The following is a 17,907-nucleotide window of genomic DNA, read 5'->3' on the forward strand; positions in this document are numbered from 1 at the left end:
GATTTGACTTTGACCGCTTTGGCTTAGTGCCACGGTCTAGCCCTCGGCAAGCAGATCAGAGCTGCAAATTCAATGAAGCAGCTCTGATCGGCTCTAGATTTGACTTTGACCGCTTTGGCTTAGTGCCACGGTCTAGCCCTCGGCAAGCAGACTTACTAATTACTGCAGGTACAATTACCATGAAGTATGCCCCAGTCTTGGTGCGTCTTTATGAGCAGATGCCAGAACCTAAATATGTAATTGCTATGGGTGCTTGTACAATTACTGGCGGGATGTTTAGTATGGATTCACCTACAGCAGTTCGTGGGGTAGATAAATTAATCCCAGTAGATGTTTACATTCCTGGTTGTCCACCACGTCCAGAAGCAATTATTGATGCTGTCATTAAGCTGAGAAAAAAAGTTGCTAATGAATCTTTGCAAGAACGTGCTCAACTGCAGCAGGTACATCGCTACTACACTGTTAAACACAATATGAAAGTGGTTGAACCAATTCTGAATGGTAAGTATCTCAAGACATCAGACCGTGAAACACCACCAAAAGAATTGACAGAAGCAATAGGTATGCCTATACCACCTGCACTGCAAGCTGCACAAAAAGAGGAGGTAAATCGTGGCTGAATCAGAAGCTCCAATAGTTGAAGCAGGTCAAACTTCAAAATGGCTGACAGAAAATGGCTTTGAGCATGAGTTTCTAGAACCAGATCATCTGGGGGTAGAAATGATCAAAGTTGACAGAGAATTTTTAATTCCCTTAGCTACAGCTTTATACGCTTATGGGTTTAACTATCTACAATGTCAATGTGCTTATGATGCAGGTCCTGGACAAGACTTGGTAAGTGTTTATCACTTAGTTAAGGTCAAGGACGATGTAGACCAACCAGAAGAATTACGTTTAAAGGTATTTGTGCCCAGAGACGATCCTAGACTTCCTTCCGTTTATTGGATCTGGAAATCGGCTGATTTTCAAGAGCGGGAATCCTATGATATGTATGGGATTATCTATGAAGGACATCCTAATCTCAAACGCATTTTGATGTCTGAAGATTGGGTGGGTTGGCCATTGCGTAAAGATTATATTTCTCCAGAATTCTATGAATTACAAGATGCCTACTAAATTTTAGGTTGAAACTTTGACCTTTTGACCTAAGTAGTATTAGTAATAATAGCCTTTAGACAATTGGTAAAAAAACATTAAACAGAGAAAATTAGCTTGATTTGATATTTACATTCAAGTCAATTTCTATCTATTTTCTTAAGGTTTCAGGAAATAGGAGAAAATTTTTCTGGAATTGGAACTTGTCATAGATTAATAACGTCCCGACACCATAGCACCCCCCTATTTTTTGATTAGGTGGGTGCTTAATATTACTAAAAGATTCAATAATTAAATTTTGTTTATGGGCTCAAAAATAAAGTATTCTAGTCTATTTTCTAATCTAATTGTCACATTCTTGTCAACCTGATATAATCCTCAGCGTCCGCGCTTTAGCTTTACTCGTTATTGGGTGATAAGCATTATATTGATTTAAGGTATATCTGTATTATTGGTGTAGTGGTTTTTAGCCATTAGTTAAATACAAATCGCTATCAAAAAATCTTGAAAGAGAACTCCTGCTATAATCGCGAGATTTAGCGATGAGATGAATTTCAAAGTTGTAAATTAATTGAGTGGTAGCGAATTAGTAAAGGGTTAATAGCGGTGGGGCACACCGTTCAATAAAAGCGCACCGCCTGCGCTGAGGTTTCCTCAGCGTAAAGACGGAGCAAGAAAAGCTTGTGGAGACGGTCTGGCAGGGGTACAGCTCAACTTGTTTGATTTGTTATCTAGTTAAGAGTTTGTGAAGCAAGAATCCCCCGTTATAATCAAGCGATTTAACGCTGGGAGTGTCAATAGCATAAATTTACGGTGGAGGAGTTAGAACGTGAATGATGGTATGAGAAACAGCTCCCAACTTGGCGGGAGCGGTAATATAGTAGGTGTCACATTTAATGACATAGATGGGGATGGAATTTTTGATACAGAAGATCAAGCAATACCTGGTGTTACAGTCTATTTAGATCAGAATAACAACGGTATTCAAGACCCCAATGAATTATCTAACATTAGTCGTTCAGATGGTGTCTACAACTTTTTGGGATTAGTAGATGGTGAATATTTTGTCAGACAGGTTCCACCCAGTGGCACTGTTTCAACTACACCACTGCCAGTACCAGTGAGCATAGTCGGTGGAAGTATGGTCAGAGAGAGCAGGATAGCTCTTGGTAGTGGCATAGGTAGCCCAACACCAACTCCCACTCCAGTTCCCACTCCAGAACCTACTCCAGTTCCCACTCCAGTGACAGGACCAGGTAGAGGTAATATTAGTGGTGTATTATTTGAAGACTTAAATATTAATGGTGTCCGTGACTCTGGGGAACCAGGAATTTCTAACAGCCAAGTATTCCTTGATGCCAACCGAAATGGCATTTTAGAGGAGGGGGAAGCCAGTACTTTTACAGATGAATTTGGTTTTTATTCATATGTAGACGTATTCCCTGGCCAATACAACATTGACGTTATCAGGGAACTAGACGAAGCAAGAACAACTCCTAATTCAGTAATTATAATTACTGGTCTAGAAGAAGAACAACCAAATATAGCTCTAGATATTGGTATAGTTACTCCTAGCGGGACTGGTAATGTTGAAGGAGCGAAATATCTCGATCTTAATGCTAATGGTATTTTAGATCCTGACGAGCCTGGAATACCAAACTTTACTATCTATGCAGATCTCAATAGTAATCACATTCTAGATGTGGGTGAACCATTTGATATCACTGATACTAATGGTGTTTACTTCTTACCTAATCTTCCAGCAACTCGCCTGACTATTCGGGAGGCAGAGCAACAAATAGGATTCAATCTGACAACTGATTCTCAGACTGTTGATGTACCTGATGGAGAAACTTTATTGGGCATCAACTTTGGTAATGCTGAAAGAAATGTAATTGCCGGTGTCAATTTTGTAGATAACAATAGCAATGGTGCTATTGACCCAGGAGATGTAGGTTTATCAAACTCTACTGTATATCTAGACCTCAACGAAAATGGGATCTTTGATCCAGAAGAACCATTCAGAATTACTAACAATGAAGGTGAGTACAGCTTTAATACTTTACCACCAGATACTTATGTTGTCAGAGTAGTACCTCAACCAGGATTTACTCAAACAACACCAGATCCAGTTATTATTGTCACTAGTGGGGACGATTCTAACTTCGTAAATATTGGTACTGCTCCTGACACCCCTTTACTTCAGGGTGACTTAATTGGGAATAAGTTCAACGATTTTAATTCCAATGGAGTTCTAGATCCAGGAGAACCTGGTTTAGCTAACTTCACTCTCTACTTAGACCAAAACGGCAACAATATACTAGACCCTACAGAACCTGCTGCAATATCAAATGTTGCTGGTGACTTTAGCTTTACTAATCCTCCTGTAGGAACTTACTTTCTGCGAGAAATACCCCAACCAGGTTTTGTGCAAACTACTCCAGATCAAGAAATTACTCTGAATGCACCTATTAACGTTTTGCAAGGTGATGCTCCCATTATCTTGAATGTTGGTAATGCTGTAATTGTAGATCCAGTTCCAGTTCCAGAACCAGTTCCAGAACCAGTTCCAGAACCAGTTCCAGAACCAGTTCCAGAACCAGCACCAGAGGAAACTACTGATGCTGACACTGCTACAACAGAAGTAACCACTGATGCTGGCACTGTTGCAGAGGAAACTACTGATACTGATACTGCTACAACAGAAGTAACCACTGATGCTGGCACTGTTGCAGAGGAAACTACTGATGCTGACACTGCTACAACAGAAGTAACCACTGATGCTGGCACTGCCACAGCAGAAGTAACCACTGATACTGATACTGCTACAACAGAAGCTACCAGAATTAGTAGTCAAGTTACATTAACAGGCAGAATCGCTGGTACTAAATTTAGTGACAATAATGGCAACAATATAGTAGATCCAGATGAACCTGGTCTTGGTGGATTCACTATTTACCTAGATACCAATAATAACCAAGTTCTAGATCCCGATGAACCTACATCTATTACAAACGTAGATGGTAGCTATAGCTTTGAAGGTTTACCACCTAATACTTATGTAGTCAGGGAAGTTCAACAACCAGGCTTTATACAAATTACTCCCGATCCAGTAATTACCATAGTTGGGGGTGACGACGTTGACTTCGTGAATATTGGAAACCAACCTGATGTACAAATAATTCCCGATCCTCCAACTCCAATTCCTACCCCTCCTCCAACTCCAACTCCTACCCCAATTGTAAATACTGATAGCACGGGTACAATTACTGGTGTTAAATTTGACGACCGCAATGGTGATGGTTTAGCAGACACGGATGAACCAAGACTTATAGGTGTCGAAATCTTTGTAGACCTCAATAATAATGGTTTAGCGGAAGCTAATGAACCATTTACGCTTACAGATGCTCACGGGGAATATCGGTTTACCTTGCCACCAGGTAACTACAGAGTACGAGAAACACCACCTGCTGGTTTTGTTAACACTACTCCTACTCCTATTGTTCCTGTTGTTCCTGGTCAGACTGTCGTTTATAACTTCGGTGATAGTAGTATTTTTGACCCCAACACCAGCATTAGTGGTGTAATCTTCACTGATAGTAACAACAGTGGTTTTCAAGATCCTGGGGAAGCAGGTATTCCAACTGCTCAAGTTTTCCTAGATCTAGACGGTGACGGAAACCTAGATAGCAGTGAAGACCTCAACCTTAACGGTGTACTGGATGATGGCGAAGACCTAGACGGTGACGGAAACCTTGATATAAGTGAACCTGAAACTTTCACCGATCCTGATGGTCGTTATGTCTTTAATGGTTTAACCCCAGGGAATTACACAGTTGATGTTGTTCTGCAAGAAAACTTATTCCTAACTAGCAGTAATCCCATTATTAGTGTTACTGTTGGTCAGGTACTACCAGATCCCAATATCTCACCCACTCCAATTAATCTTCCTCTCGGTCAGAGTCTAAATGATGTTGACGTTGGTGTTAACGTCACATCACCAGATGAAGATACTGTTAGTGGTATTGTATTTGCTGACAACAATGGTAACGGACTATTTGAACCTCTAAAAGGGGAAGTAGGTTTGCCTGGTGTTGAGGTGTTCCTAGATGTGCACACAGATGGACAGATACAAGGCTTTGAACCAAATCAAATTAGTGGTCCAGGTGGTACTTATGGTCTAGATACATCTGATGTATCAGGCTCATTTCCGCTTCTACAAATTCTTGATCGCACAGGGTTCATTCAAACTACTCCACCAGCATTTGTATCAGCTGACGGTAGTGTTGTTTACAACTTTGGAAACCAACCAGAAACCTTAATTACTGGAATTGTTTTTGAAGACTTTAACAGTAACGGTATCCAAGACTTTAACGATACTAACGGTAATGGCATCCTTGACCCTGACGAATTTGTAGAAAGGGGTGTTCCTGGTTTCCGTATCTATGTCGATATCAATGAAAATGGCATTCTTGATAATGACGATATTGAACCTAATACCTTTACAAACACAGATGGAGAATATGCAATTGTTGGTTTGTTACCAGGTACTTACACACTACGTCTGATTCCAAATCCGGACAACTTTACTTCTACTACTCTAACAGACCTCACAATTACTGTTGATGAGTTTGAAAATTCCAATCTGGAAATTGACTTTGGCCAGTCTCCGATAATTCCTCCTCCTGGTCTTGCTAATATTTCAGGTATTGCATTCATAGATGAAAACGGAGATGGTTTAGCAGATGCAGGTGAACCTCAACTACCTGATGCTGTTATCTATATAGATGCCAACGATAATGGGGAACGAGATGATGGCGAAAGATTTGCACTTACCAATCAATTTGGTCTCTATGATATCCCCAATGTATCTCCAGGAACTTTTGTAATTCGTCAGGAACCATTTCCTGGTTTTACCGACTCTACTACTCCAGAACCAGTGATAATCACTTTGATAGAAGGGGATAACGCTGACTTTGTTAATTTTGCCAACGACCCAACAGGGTTACCAAAAGCTGTTCTTCCTGTTGTTAGTATTGGTGGTATTGTTTTCAATGATATCAACGGTGATGGTCTGTTAGATCCAGGAGAGAATGGTATTCCTGGTACTACAGTATTCCTCGATCGCAACGATAACTCAATTCTAGACAATGAGGAACGTACTGCGATTACTGATTCACTGGGTGTATACGACTTCGATGGTTTACCTCCTGGTACCTATACAGTCCTGCAAATTCCTCCACCAGGTCTATTCCAAACTAACCAAGACCCAACTCTAACTCTGTTTGCAGGTGATGATGCTAACTTTGTCAACTTTGGCAACAGTGCTAACCCACCAGTTATACCACCTCAACCACCCATACCACCTAGTGGTACTGGTAGCATTAGTGGGATAACTTTTGAAGACCTGAATGGTAATGGTTTCCTAGATGCTGGCGAACCTGGTATTGGCGGTGTTGTTATTTACTTCGACCAAAACAACAACTCTGTTCGAGATGCTGATGAAATATTCGTTGCTACTGATGCCAACGGTAACTACGGTTTCTCAAACTTAGCAGATGCTAGTTATACAGTTCGGCAAGACCTAAACCCAGAGCAGGCAGCAATCTTTACTCAAACTGTTCCTGGTCCTAATGAACCAGTATTTATCAGCACTTTTGGTGGTGCTAATGTACCTGGTGTTAATATTGGTAATATTCGTCTATAAATATCGAGATAAATCTAGATATTTAGATAGCAACAAAACTCAGGGTGGAAACTGAGATAGAACTATAAAATTAAATTTTTAGCGTAGTCAATCATTTTGGGAAATTTGACTACGCTTTTGTTTTTTTGACCTGTTATATCATGTCCGGATAATTAGGGTTTGCGCTTCACTAGTCTTTTAGTAGGGGTAGGAGACAACCCACCCCTCGCCCCTCCCCCTCCCAGGAGGGGAAGACAGGAGAAATGGGAATGAGCCAGGAGGTAGGAGTAAGAATTTTCCTAAGATTGTTCTGCCCAACTATGCGCCTAAAATACGCTCCTTTTTGAGCGTTTTATATCATGTTCCCCTCCGGGGGAGCTACGAATTGCGGATAATCAGTTATAATAAACCTTCTGCCTTCTAACCTTGCTCTTTCCCTTCAGCATAGCTGCCCTCTGCCTTCTGCCTTTGGTCCACAGATATTATAAGTATTCAACCGAACATGATATTAGACGTGATACCAGGCACTTTTTTCGACCCCAAAAAGTACGCCTGTTTCAATTCACTTACCCTTTAAAAGTGAGAATTTTGGGGTGAGGGGGGCATAAAAATCAAAGAACCATTATTCCTCCTACTTTCCCTGTCTTCCCACCCTCCCCGCACTTTACTTTTTTCAGCTACGCGATCGCACTCCCACTCACTAATCCTCTTTTCATTTTAATAAGCACCTACGCAGAGCGAATCACTTACCTCAAAAATACACGAAAATTTCTTGACAAGCAACTACCCTGTATTTCTTACGTATCAATACTTTGAAAAAATGGCCAACGAGAAGCGATAACTACGTTTAGCTGTGCTATCGCAGCCCAAATTCCCCCATTTTTTCCCCTAAATAGCTCATTTCAACTTTTTTGGCAAAAATCAGTTTAAATTCCAAATATATTTGAGACTATTTCATAAATTTAATTAATATAAATATATTTTACCGAATAATTAAGTCCAGTAGGGTGCATTAATGAAATGTAACGCACCATAATCAAAGAAAGAAGAAACAGGGCGATCGCTCTGTGCTCCTAAGAGAAAACCAAAACCAACCAATCAAGTACTCCAGTAGTGAACTGACACACCTAATTTTCTGCAAAATTTGTAGGGTGCATACTACTTACGGTTAAAATTCAATTGTATTAAATATTACAAATCATCTTATACAAAAGTTATATAATTTTAAAATTCAATGCAAATAAAATTTCAGCCCAAATTTAATTATTAAAAGAATTGTCTGTAGTAATTTCTACTCCTAATTTTCCAGCTAACGTTTTCAAGCTGGATAATGGTCTAACAATTATTCATCAATATATTTCAGTCACTCCAGCAGTGGTGATAGATGTGTGGGTAAGAGCAGGTGCTAGGGAGGAACCCGATAAATGGTCAGGTATGGCTCACTTCCTAGAACACATGATTTTTAAGGGAACAGAAAAATTAGGTCCTGGAATCTTTGATCAAATAATTGAAAATCGTGGCGGAATAGCAAATGCTGCTACAAGTCACGACTATGCTCATTTTTTTATTACAACTGCTGCCCAATATGTAGAAGAAGTAGTACATCCATTGGCAGAATTATTGTTGCGTGCCTCCATACCAGAATCAGAATTTGCTAGAGAGCGGGAAGTGGTATTAGAAGAAATTCGTCAATCAGAAGACTGTGTTGATTCGATAGGTTTTCAAGCATTGATGGAGAATGTTTACAAATATCATCCCTACCGACGTTCAGTTATGGGTACGGCAGAACTTCTGAGAGAGCGAGAAGTTGATGAAATGCGTTGTTTTCACAATTATTACTATCAACCAGAGAATATGGCAGTGGTAGTTATTGGGAGAGTAGAGGAAACCCAGGTAATAGAATTAGTCAATGCAGCTTTTGCCAATTTTCCCGAAAAATCTTCTCATTGTCCGCGAGTCGAGATAGCAGCAGAGCCGTTAATAACTGAAGTTCGTCGCCAGGAAATATGTTTGCCAAGATTAGAACAAGGTCGTCTAACAATGGCTTGGTTAGGACCTGGAGTCGAACAGGTAGATGATGCTTATGGATTGGATTTACTGTCAATATTATTAGCCGATGGTAGAAATTCTAGATTGGTTCGAGAATTGCGCGAAGATTTAGGTTTAGTGCAAGGAATTGTTAGCAGTTTCTCTTTGCAGCAAGACTCAAGTTTATTTACAATTAGCGCCATGCTAGAACCGAAAGATATTCCAGAAGTAGAAGCACGAATTGGCGATCAGCTTTATGAGTTATTAAATCAAGAGATTTCAGAGGTAGAATTAGCTAGGTGTCAGCGTTTATTATGTAATGATTATGTGTTTTCCATTGAAAGTCCAGGACAGCTAGCAGGTCTTTATGGTTATTATTTTACTATAGCAAATCCAGAGTTAGCAATTAGTTATCCAGAAAAAATAGCAGCATTTCAACCACAAGAATTACTCAATTTAGCTAAAAAATATTTATCTCCAAATCGCTATGCAGTCACAGCATTAATACCTATTTAGGGTTTGCATAAGGAGTTAGGAGTCAGGAGTCAGGAGGAAATAAAGAAGAAGAAAGAAGAAGAAAGAAGAATAGTTTTTTGATCACGCTATTATCCGGACATGATATAATTTCATATTAATTTAATGGACATACACTTATTTGAGTTGTTACTATTTTGATTATAAGTGCAAAAAACTATATTGCTCCCAACTAAAATTCTAGGTAAAAGTTTATGTCTGATAATCTTTCATTACTAAAAAATCGAGACTACACATTTATTTTTGCTCGAAGTTTTGAAAGCTGGTCTGCTTCTAATGTGTATTATGAAGATTGGATTGCAGCACAAATAAAAATCATTGATTTAGCCAAGCATTGTCAATCATTAGATGATGATGGAATTACTGTTTACCTTGCTTCTAGTCCTTTTATCAAGCATACAAACACAGAAGTAGTAAAATTAGCTCAACTATTTCAGCTAAAAAATCCTCCAGAAATAATAGATGTAGTAAGTAGTCTAGAAGATGCTCTGGATGACTATTTTCAACGCCGAGATGCAAAGAAAACTAAAAATGGGGATATTATTCTAGTATTAGTAGATAAAATTTCTGATGAACAAGAAGCTTTGGTAAATTTAATTATTAATGCTACTGAAAAAATCGACCTAATTCCAGGTACAGAAAATAGTTATGAACTAGGAATTAGTTTTTTACAAATTGGTGAAGATCCAGAGACAAAAGAATGTTTGACTTTCCTAGACGATCATCTCGTTAAAGCTGGTGCAAAATGTGATATTGTTGACACGAAGTTTTGGTATGAAATTAAGCAAAAATCTCTCACAGATATTCTGATTCATGCTTTAGTTGATTAGCAAAGTACTAGCATTAGAAATATAGGAAAAAGTGATAAGAGGTTGACTTAATTAGAACATTAGAGAATGGCGGTAAAAAACGACAAAAAATCTTACTATTTGGGGTGCTTAACTGTTGAGTTTAAGCGGAGCAAAACCCAACTTACTGTGTGAATGATTGGCGATCGCTCCACATTAGTAATATGGACTACTATTTAACTGCAAATTCAGTATAAGGACGAATATGTTCCGGTTTAAATGCCAGAACAATTTGCTCTTTAGGAATGCCAGCTTCCATTAAGTCCGTAGCAATACCATCCTCTATTCCATCTCTTTGTATCCAGATTTTATGATCTATAATTTGCAAATGAACTAAACAACCATGTACTCTTTCTCTATTTTCCCATCCCTCTAAAAGAATGAGATAATTATCAGAATCTTGATCAACAATTAGTAACCTGTTCACTTCACCTGTTGCATAAAATAAATTAGCATAATAACCCAGAGATTCAATAATAACTGTTCTCAAATTGTCTAAGTTATCCATTTTAATATTACTTCCTGAAGTTAATCGAAAACTAATAATTTAAGTCGTTGATTTTCTAATAAAACTTGACCAATGGGGTCTTCAAAAACGTCAACATAAGTTTCTTGATGAATAGCTAAATATAAAGTTATTTCTGGTTGTGTTCTTACTAATAAATCATAGTAAAGAATATATTGACCTAACGCTTTATCTAAATCATCTATAGCAGATTTACCAACAAAAAATTTTAACTTCAACGGCAATTTTTTGACTATCTTTTTCAGCAGCAATTAATTTTTATGCTCCTAAATCAACGCATAAATCTCTTTTTCCCCAGCGAATAATTAGGGGGTCATTGGTTACAATCCAGTCATCTTTCTCTAGGGCAGTTTTCACAGTATTATGATAAATATCTTTAGCTGGCATTTCTAATAATTTTTAATAATTGTTATATTGTGTTTTGTGGAATGTGCATCTTACCCATTCCTAATATTTTCACCGCAGGCAGGATACTCACCCCACTTATATTCATCCCATCCCTCAGCAATGCCCAAGATACTTAAATGAGAAGTGCTGTAAGAAATGCTATATGCTTTAATAAAATAGTAGTTAAATTTAGTAATTAAAGCAAATGGTCACTAGATTAATTAAATTAGAAGATGGGACTTTAGTAGAAGCAGAAATTCCTGACGATCAAGCAGAGACCATATCTAGTAGTACTATAAAAAAAGTCGAATCTACTTTTGACAAAGTTGAACCTATATTAGCTAATATTAGTCGTCCTATTGCTAAAGCTTGGAAAAAAATTGATCAAGATATGAAGGTAGAACAAGCTGAGGTAGAAGTAGCTTTTAATTTTGAAGGTAAAGGTAATCTTTATATTACTCAAGCAAAAGCGGGTGCAAATTTAAAAGTTAAATTAGTGCTGAAACCAAGACCGCCAGAAGATGATTAGAATGCTAGAAGAATCTATTGTTTTAATTTCCAGTGCTAGTAAAGAAGAACCAGAAGTAAATAACATTGGTACTGGATTTCCTTTTTATAGAGAAAAAATTTATACATATTTACTTACCTGTGCCCATGTTGTTAAAGATGTGGGTGGCGATGGGAATGTATTGGTGAATAATATTCCGGCAGAAATTGTAGCAATAGGAGATGTTAAAAGTTTTGATTTAGCCGTGTTGCGAGTTGAGGGACTTTTGCATATTCCACTGCTACAACTAATATGTTTATCCGAGGCAAAAGAGAGAAGTTTTCAGATAGCAGGTAACTATCTTTATGGTGAAGAGAACAAAAGAAGGCTCGAAATTATTAGTGGAGTTTTGGGTAAAAAGGATTTCCTCACTCAAAGTAATGAAAGGGTTATAGCTTGGGAGTTGTTAATAACTCAAAGTGACTGCCTTAAAAAAGGTCATAGTGGGGCACCTATTGTTGATTTAAAAACAGGTTTTGTTTTGGGTGTCGCTACTAATAAGGAGAGAGAGGGAAAAGTAGGACTAGCTATTTCTGTGGAAGCTTTGAAAAAGATTTGGTCTGAAATACCTCCTACTTTTGATTTGCAATTTCAACTAAACAGTCTAGTTTTTTCTGCGGAAGAAAAAGACTGGAAAATTTTCCAAAAAGTCTATGGTAATTGTTGCCCAGAAGACTGGCCCTACACTGATCCTCAGAATATTAAGGAGATGATAAATTATCTTCTGGATATGCCTCCGCGCAAGAATTCTTATAGTTCGCTGATAGAGTTTATTGCCCGTTTGTTGATAGAACCAGAAATTAAAAAATCTGAATATTATCAGCAATTAAAAAATTGGGGTGAAAATAATTACACTGATTTAGATAAATTATTAGAAAAGTTAAAAAATGTTAGAGAAGAACAGCAAACCAGTTATTTAAAAAGTTGCTTAATGATATATGTAAAACCTAGTTGTTTAGAAAAGGATAATCGGCGATATTTAGTGTCGGCCTGGTTTATTCCAAACCGCGAAAAATATAATTATCAAAATCCTGAAAATTGTTACTTTCTCGAAACAAAAAAAGATGATTTTTCCAGGGCAGAAATTATAAATTTGCTCAAAGATTTTTGGGATGAAAGTGACAAATACGTTCCTCAAAGCCATGGCGAGCAAAAAACTATTGTTGAATTATTTCTACCTAGAGAATTATTAACTCAAGCAGTGGAACTTTGGGAAATTGAACCTCTTGAAGATTTAGAACCTGTTGGCGTTGATAATCAAGTCGTTATTCGTTCTAGTCAGCGTCTGGAAAAAAATTATCTGAAAAATCGTTACCGCAATAAATGGATGAATAGATGGAATTATTTATCTGAAAAATTACACGATTTTTGTCATTGTTGTTTGACTGAAGAATGTAATGATGAAGCTTTAATTTTAAAACTTACTCAAACCCCATGTCCAGAAACTTTGAAAAAAATTGACCAAGCAGCAATACCAGTAGCTATTTGGTTTAGAAATAATATAGAAGATGTTGAATGTATCAACAGTATTTTTGCAGTAAAAGTTAAAGATTTGCTAGAAGAAGTTAAACAACAACGTAAAACAGCTTTTGAGGAAAAACAATCCCAACATATAGGAAATCATATATCATTATTTTGGGAAGACCCAAATTCCATTCCACCTAACATTTACTATTCAATGCCATGATGACATCTTGGAAAATCTTTCAGGGAACTCCTGAACAACCCCATAACGGGATTAAGCATCTGCCTAAACCCCCTAGTTGGCGCGACTTTAGCAATAGCAAAGAACAACGGGGTGCTACTTATAAACCCAAGGGAGAAGAAATAGACCTGGTTAATGCTGCTCTTTACCTGCGACGTCCTCTATTAGTTACAGGTAAACCAGGTACTGGTAAAACTTCCTTAGCTTATGCTGTGGCCAAAGAATTGCAACTAGGAGAAGTATTACGTTGGAATATTACTACTCGTTCTACTCTCCAGGAAGGATTATACCGATATGATGCTATTGGTAGATTACAAGATGCTCAGGGAAAAGATAATTTATCTGAGATTGGCAAATATATACAATTAGGACCTTTAGGCACAGCTTTCATTTCTAGCGAGCATCCTCGGGTACTGATAATTGACGAAATAGATAAAAGTGACATTGACCTACCCAATGACTTATTAAATATATTTGAGGAAGGGTGGTTTGAAATTCTTGAATTGGCACGCATCGCCGATCGCCTACCTCCAGAAGTTTCTGTGAGAACCAGTGACCAAAAGTATGCTAAAATCACTTTAGGAAATGTAAAATGTGGGGCTTTTCCTTTCGTAATTTTGACCAGTAATGGAGAACGGGAATTTCCCCCTGCTTTTCTGCGACGATGTTTGTGCTTAGAGTTGAAAGAACCCGATAAAAATGAGTTAACAGCGATCGCTATAGCTCATTTAGGAGAAGATATTGTTGAGAAGGCAGAAGATATAATTGAAATATTTCTCAAACGACGGAATAAAGGACAGTTAGCGACAGACCAATTATTAAATGCCATCTATCTATTGAGCGGTGAAAAATCTCCATCGGATTCTAAACGAGAAGAGTTGGTAGAAAAAATACTCCAATATTTGACCTACTCTGAAGAGCTATGACACAAAACAATGATTCTCGTTCTGATATATCTCTAGAGGAAAAACTACAACGTCTGCAAAATATTCTTGAAAAAGTCAAGTCTGACTTAACTGGTAGAGAGTTGGCAGAAATTCTGTGGTTTGCTGTGCAAATAGAAGGTGGGAAACCACTACAAACATCTACATCTGCTCAATTTCCAAAACCACCATTTCCTGAACATCAAATAGAATCGCCATCTTTGGCAAGCAAAGCCATCCCAGAAACTTCTGCTTCTCAGACAAAAAAAGAAAAAGCTGCTGAAGTATATCTTCCCAAAACCAGCACTACTGGAACAACTATCAAAATTCCTGCTGCTCCTGCTTTGAGAAATACCTTAGCTTTAGCTAGAGCAATACGCCCTTTAATGCGGAAAATATCTTCCTCTACAGAAAAAATCCTGGATGAACCTACCACAGTTCGACGTATTGTCGATGAAAAAATCTGGCTACCTATTCTCAAACCAGCACCTCAAAAATGGTTGGAGTTAGCATTAGTCATTGAGGAAAGTAACTCTACAATTATTTGGAAGCAAACTATTCAGGAACTTCAGGAATTTTTGGCATACCATGGAGCATTTCGGGATGTGCGAGTGTGGCGTTTAGAAATGAATGGCACCAAGGCACAACTATTTCCAAATATTAGTAAAAACAAACAACAACGTCCCCGTAACCCGAAAGAAATTATTCATCCACGAGGGCAACGTTTAGTATTACTGGTGAGTGACTGTGTTTCTATTTCCTGGCGAAATGGTTCCATTTATCCACTGCTGAGTTTGTGGGGCGATCGAGGTTTACTGACAATTCTACAATTATTTCCAGAAAGACTTTGGCATCGCACTGGTTTAATTCAAGGTATCTCTACTCAACTAAGCTCTCTGACTCCCGGAACTTTCAACTCTCAACTCAAAGCGGAATGGGAAATTGGTGATGAGTTAGAAGAAGAAGAGGAGTTAACCGATGTAGTCAAAGTACCAGTTATTACTCTCGAAGCTCAATCTTTTGCTAGTTGGTCTCGTGTCATAGCAGGTTTTAGCAGCAATACAACTGCAGGATTTATATTTTCCCCTATTTTAGTAGAGTCTGAAATTTATTCTCCTCAACCACAGGAAGAAACTATAACTGCTCAGGAAAGAGTAAGTCGGTTTCGTGCGACTGCCTCTAAATTGGCACGTCGTTTGGCAGGGTTGATAGCAGGTGCGCCAGTTAGTTTTCCTGTAGTTAATTTAATTCAACAGACGATGTTACCTCAGTCTAAGCAAGTTCATGCAGCAGAAGTATTTATGAGTGGGTTGTTGAAACGGGTGTCGTTAGAAGAAACAGAGGTAGAATATATTGAGTATGAATTTTATGATGGAGTACGAGAGTTATTGCTGCAGTCTGTGCCTAAAAGTCAGACTCTTTTAGTTATAGAAAAAGTTTCTGAGTATATTACTAAACGTTTGGGTTTGTCTGTGCTAGAGTTTGAAGCTCGTTTGTTAGCATCTTCGTCAGATTCTGAACTTCGTCCGTTTGCTCGTTTGAAAGCTCAGGTTTTAGGACAATTAGAAGGAAATTTGGTTTTACTAACTGACTTTCAATCCAATAATTTGGAGGAATTACTTAGCCAGAGAAAATGGGAAGAAATTGAATCATTAATCCGCCACGACCCTGAACTCACAGTCCAAAAATTGGATGATTTTCTCTACCCGTTAGAAACTAAACATCCAGATCGTTATGTTCGTGAAGCTGCCGTGCGTGCTTTAGGGAGGATGATTGATGCAGATGTTACTCAGAAAATCTTATTGCAAGCAGTTGAACCAATAGTTCAAACTCTTCGTAAAGATGAAATTAGTCAGGTGCGAGATGCCACTAAAGAATCACTTGAAAAAATTTATTATAAGGTTCGAGAGCAACTAAAGCAACCTTCTCCACACCCAAATATTATCCAAGTTGACCGAACTTGGAGGCGCGAAAATAATCAAGAAGCTAGTAGGTTTTACCATGAAATACTCCACGAATATTTACAAATTGAAGGTTTTTCTGAACTCCCTTCAAGTAAGTCAGAAGCAGTAAAGTTGCTCACAAAATTTCTTCGCCAGCTCAATGACCTAGACATTCTAGCTGCCACGGCAAGAGAGTTGGGAGAAAAAGGTTCACCTGCTGCCGACTCAGCAGTGCCAGAACTGATTAAAGCTCTAGACTTCAATAATAAGAATAGCGATCGCTATCTGCGACAAGAAGCAGCAATAACCCTGGGAAGATTGACACCTACGATAGAAATTGTAGATGCTCTCAATAAAGCTTGTCGGCAAGATGTTATTAAGCAGGTGCGTGAAGTTGCTTCTCAAGCATTAGAAAAAATAGCAAATCTAGATACTTTGATAGGAAAACGAGCGAAACGTCACCTTCAACTGATGCACCCAGACAGATTACAAAAGCTAGAAATAGGTATAGAAACTTCAATTGAAACTCTAAGATATCTTAGTAATTTCAGTAGCTTGAGTAACGAACTGCTCGATCGACTAATCGAAGCTGCTGAAACTCTTGGTAATTGCCAAGAACCAGAATTTATGGATGATGCAAATAACGTATTGATAAAAGTGCTAGAGAATGAAAATCCAAGTATAGTTGCTGCTGCTGCTGACGCACTAGGTAAAATAGGTAATTTACTCACTTTAAAACCCCTGCTCGGTAAACTCAAAAAAGTAGAACGTGGAGATTGGATTGCACGGGAGTACATTGTTAGAGCACTAGGAAACTTACAATCAAAGCTTTCAGAAGAAGATGAAAATATTGATCCAACACCAGTTATCAATGCCTTAATTGATAGGTGGCGTAACGATCCAATTAGTAGTGTTCGAGAAGAAGTTGAACCTGCTTTAGACAAGATATATCAAATAACTCGCCATCCAATTGCTTATAAAGCATTAAAGAAATATCCTGACTATAATCAGCAAAATGTTGCCAACTTCTACAAAAAGTTTTTTGATGAGTTTCCAATTACTAATAAATAATATTAATTCAGCGATCGCTCACCATCATTTATTTTGAAGAATTTAACTAAATTTATCTATGCAATTTTTCCTTACTTTTAGCAACTATTCTCGAACCATATTTATTATATCAAATCCGGTAGCATCGGTATAAAAAAATTAAACCTGATAAATTAAGGGATGAATAGTAAGAGTTGGGCGATCGCCATGCCGAGATTGTTAAAGCTAGAACCACACAAAAGTATCGAAGAGTTGGAAAAACTCTACCGACAAACTCAAGACCCAATAGAACGAACTAGATGGCAAATCCTCTGGTTGATAGCTAAAGGCCACAAAGTAGAAGAAGTGGCTGAGGTTACTGGATATCGGCGTGGTTCAATTTACAGAATTGTAGGGCGCTATAACCGATTAGGTATTGATGGATTAAAAGATCGTCGCCATCAACATCAGGGGCCGGAGACCTTACTCTCAGAAATAGACCAAGCTTTCCTATGGCAAGCACTACAAGAGCTTGGTCTATTTCTGAGAGTAAGGTCTCCGGCCCCTGATGTTGATGGCGACGATCTTTTAATCCATCAATATCAGGGGCCGGAGACCTTACTCTCAGAAATAGACCAAGCTTTCCTATGGCAAGC

General features: G+C 38.1%; 13 protein-coding genes. 10 read left to right on the top strand and 3 right to left on the bottom strand.

What is annotated here, in order from left to right; translation table 11 throughout:
- From nuoB to D5R40_RS22515, 5 genes are all read left to right on the top strand, one after another.
- Window positions 1-620: NADH-quinone oxidoreductase subunit NuoB (gene nuoB, locus D5R40_RS22495; RefSeq protein ID WP_124155244.1), on the top strand; the 620-nt coding region annotated here is incomplete at its 5' end.
- Complete coding sequence (locus D5R40_RS22500; protein WP_124143450.1) at window positions 613-1,116, top strand: NAD(P)H-quinone oxidoreductase subunit J; 504 nt, start codon at window positions 613-615, stop codon at window positions 1,114-1,116. The genes nuoB and D5R40_RS22500, both read left to right, overlap by 8 nt.
- Before the next feature lie 808 nt (window positions 1,117-1,924).
- Complete coding sequence (locus tag D5R40_RS22505) at window positions 1,925-6,802, top strand: SdrD B-like domain-containing protein (RefSeq protein ID WP_124155245.1); 4,878 nt, start codon at window positions 1,925-1,927, stop codon at window positions 6,800-6,802.
- Window positions 6,803-8,056: 1,254 nt separating this feature from the next.
- Window positions 8,057-9,325 (top strand): M16 family metallopeptidase, encoded by a 1,269-nt coding sequence (locus D5R40_RS22510; RefSeq protein ID WP_124143447.1) that lies wholly within the window; start codon window positions 8,057-8,059, stop codon window positions 9,323-9,325.
- Between the two features lie 212 nt (window positions 9,326-9,537).
- Window positions 9,538-10,173 (top strand): vWA domain-containing protein, encoded by a 636-nt coding sequence (locus tag D5R40_RS22515; protein WP_124143446.1) that lies wholly within the window; start codon window positions 9,538-9,540, stop codon window positions 10,171-10,173.
- A 190-nt stretch (window positions 10,174-10,363) separates the two neighbouring features.
- Here the strand turns inward: D5R40_RS22515 and D5R40_RS22520 are convergent, their stop codons facing one another.
- Genes D5R40_RS22520 through D5R40_RS42130 form a run of 3 tightly spaced genes read right to left on the bottom strand, consistent with a single transcriptional unit; the run spans window position 10,364 to window position 11,104 of the window.
- Window positions 10,364-10,699: a XisI protein gene (locus D5R40_RS22520; RefSeq protein WP_124155246.1), complete on the bottom strand. Its 336-nt coding sequence runs from the start codon at window positions 10,697-10,699 to the stop codon at window positions 10,364-10,366.
- Window positions 10,700-10,719: 20 nt separating this feature from the next.
- The gene (locus D5R40_RS42125; RefSeq protein ID WP_345789241.1) at window positions 10,720-10,968 is read right to left on the bottom strand and encodes an element excision factor XisH family protein; all 249 of its coding nucleotides are present in this window, start codon (window positions 10,966-10,968) and stop codon (window positions 10,720-10,722) included.
- 7 nt (window positions 10,969-10,975) lie between these two features.
- Window positions 10,976-11,104, bottom strand: coding sequence for an element excision factor XisH family protein (locus tag D5R40_RS42130; RefSeq protein WP_338043129.1), 129 nt, complete (start codon window positions 11,102-11,104; stop codon window positions 10,976-10,978).
- A 205-nt stretch (window positions 11,105-11,309) separates the two neighbouring features.
- Here D5R40_RS42130 and D5R40_RS22530 point away from each other — a divergent pair, with 205 nt between their 5' ends.
- The 5 genes from D5R40_RS22530 to D5R40_RS22550 form a co-directional block, all read left to right on the top strand.
- Window positions 11,310-11,633 (top strand): CU044_2847 family protein, encoded by a 324-nt coding sequence (locus tag D5R40_RS22530; protein ID WP_124143444.1) that lies wholly within the window; start codon window positions 11,310-11,312, stop codon window positions 11,631-11,633.
- 1 nt (window position 11,634) lies between these two features.
- Complete coding sequence (locus tag D5R40_RS22535; protein WP_161564353.1) at window positions 11,635-13,338, top strand: VMAP-C domain-containing protein; 1,704 nt, start codon at window positions 11,635-11,637, stop codon at window positions 13,336-13,338.
- The gene (locus tag D5R40_RS22540; protein ID WP_124143452.1) at window positions 13,338-14,282 is read left to right on the top strand and encodes an AAA family ATPase; all 945 of its coding nucleotides are present in this window, start codon (window positions 13,338-13,340) and stop codon (window positions 14,280-14,282) included. Before D5R40_RS22535 ends, D5R40_RS22540 begins: the two co-directional genes overlap by 1 nt.
- Window positions 14,279-17,293: an SAV_2336 N-terminal domain-related protein gene (locus D5R40_RS22545; protein ID WP_124143442.1), complete on the top strand. Its 3,015-nt coding sequence runs from the start codon at window positions 14,279-14,281 to the stop codon at window positions 17,291-17,293. Before D5R40_RS22540 ends, D5R40_RS22545 begins: the two co-directional genes overlap by 4 nt.
- 159 nt (window positions 17,294-17,452) lie before the next feature.
- Window positions 17,453-17,907 (top strand): helix-turn-helix domain-containing protein (locus D5R40_RS22550; protein WP_134239624.1); only part of this gene is annotated, 455 nt, incomplete at its 3' end.

Source organism: Okeania hirsuta (genome assembly GCF_003838195.1).
In the GTDB taxonomy this organism is placed as follows: Bacteria; Cyanobacteriota; Cyanobacteriia; order Cyanobacteriales; family Microcoleaceae; genus Okeania; species Okeania hirsuta.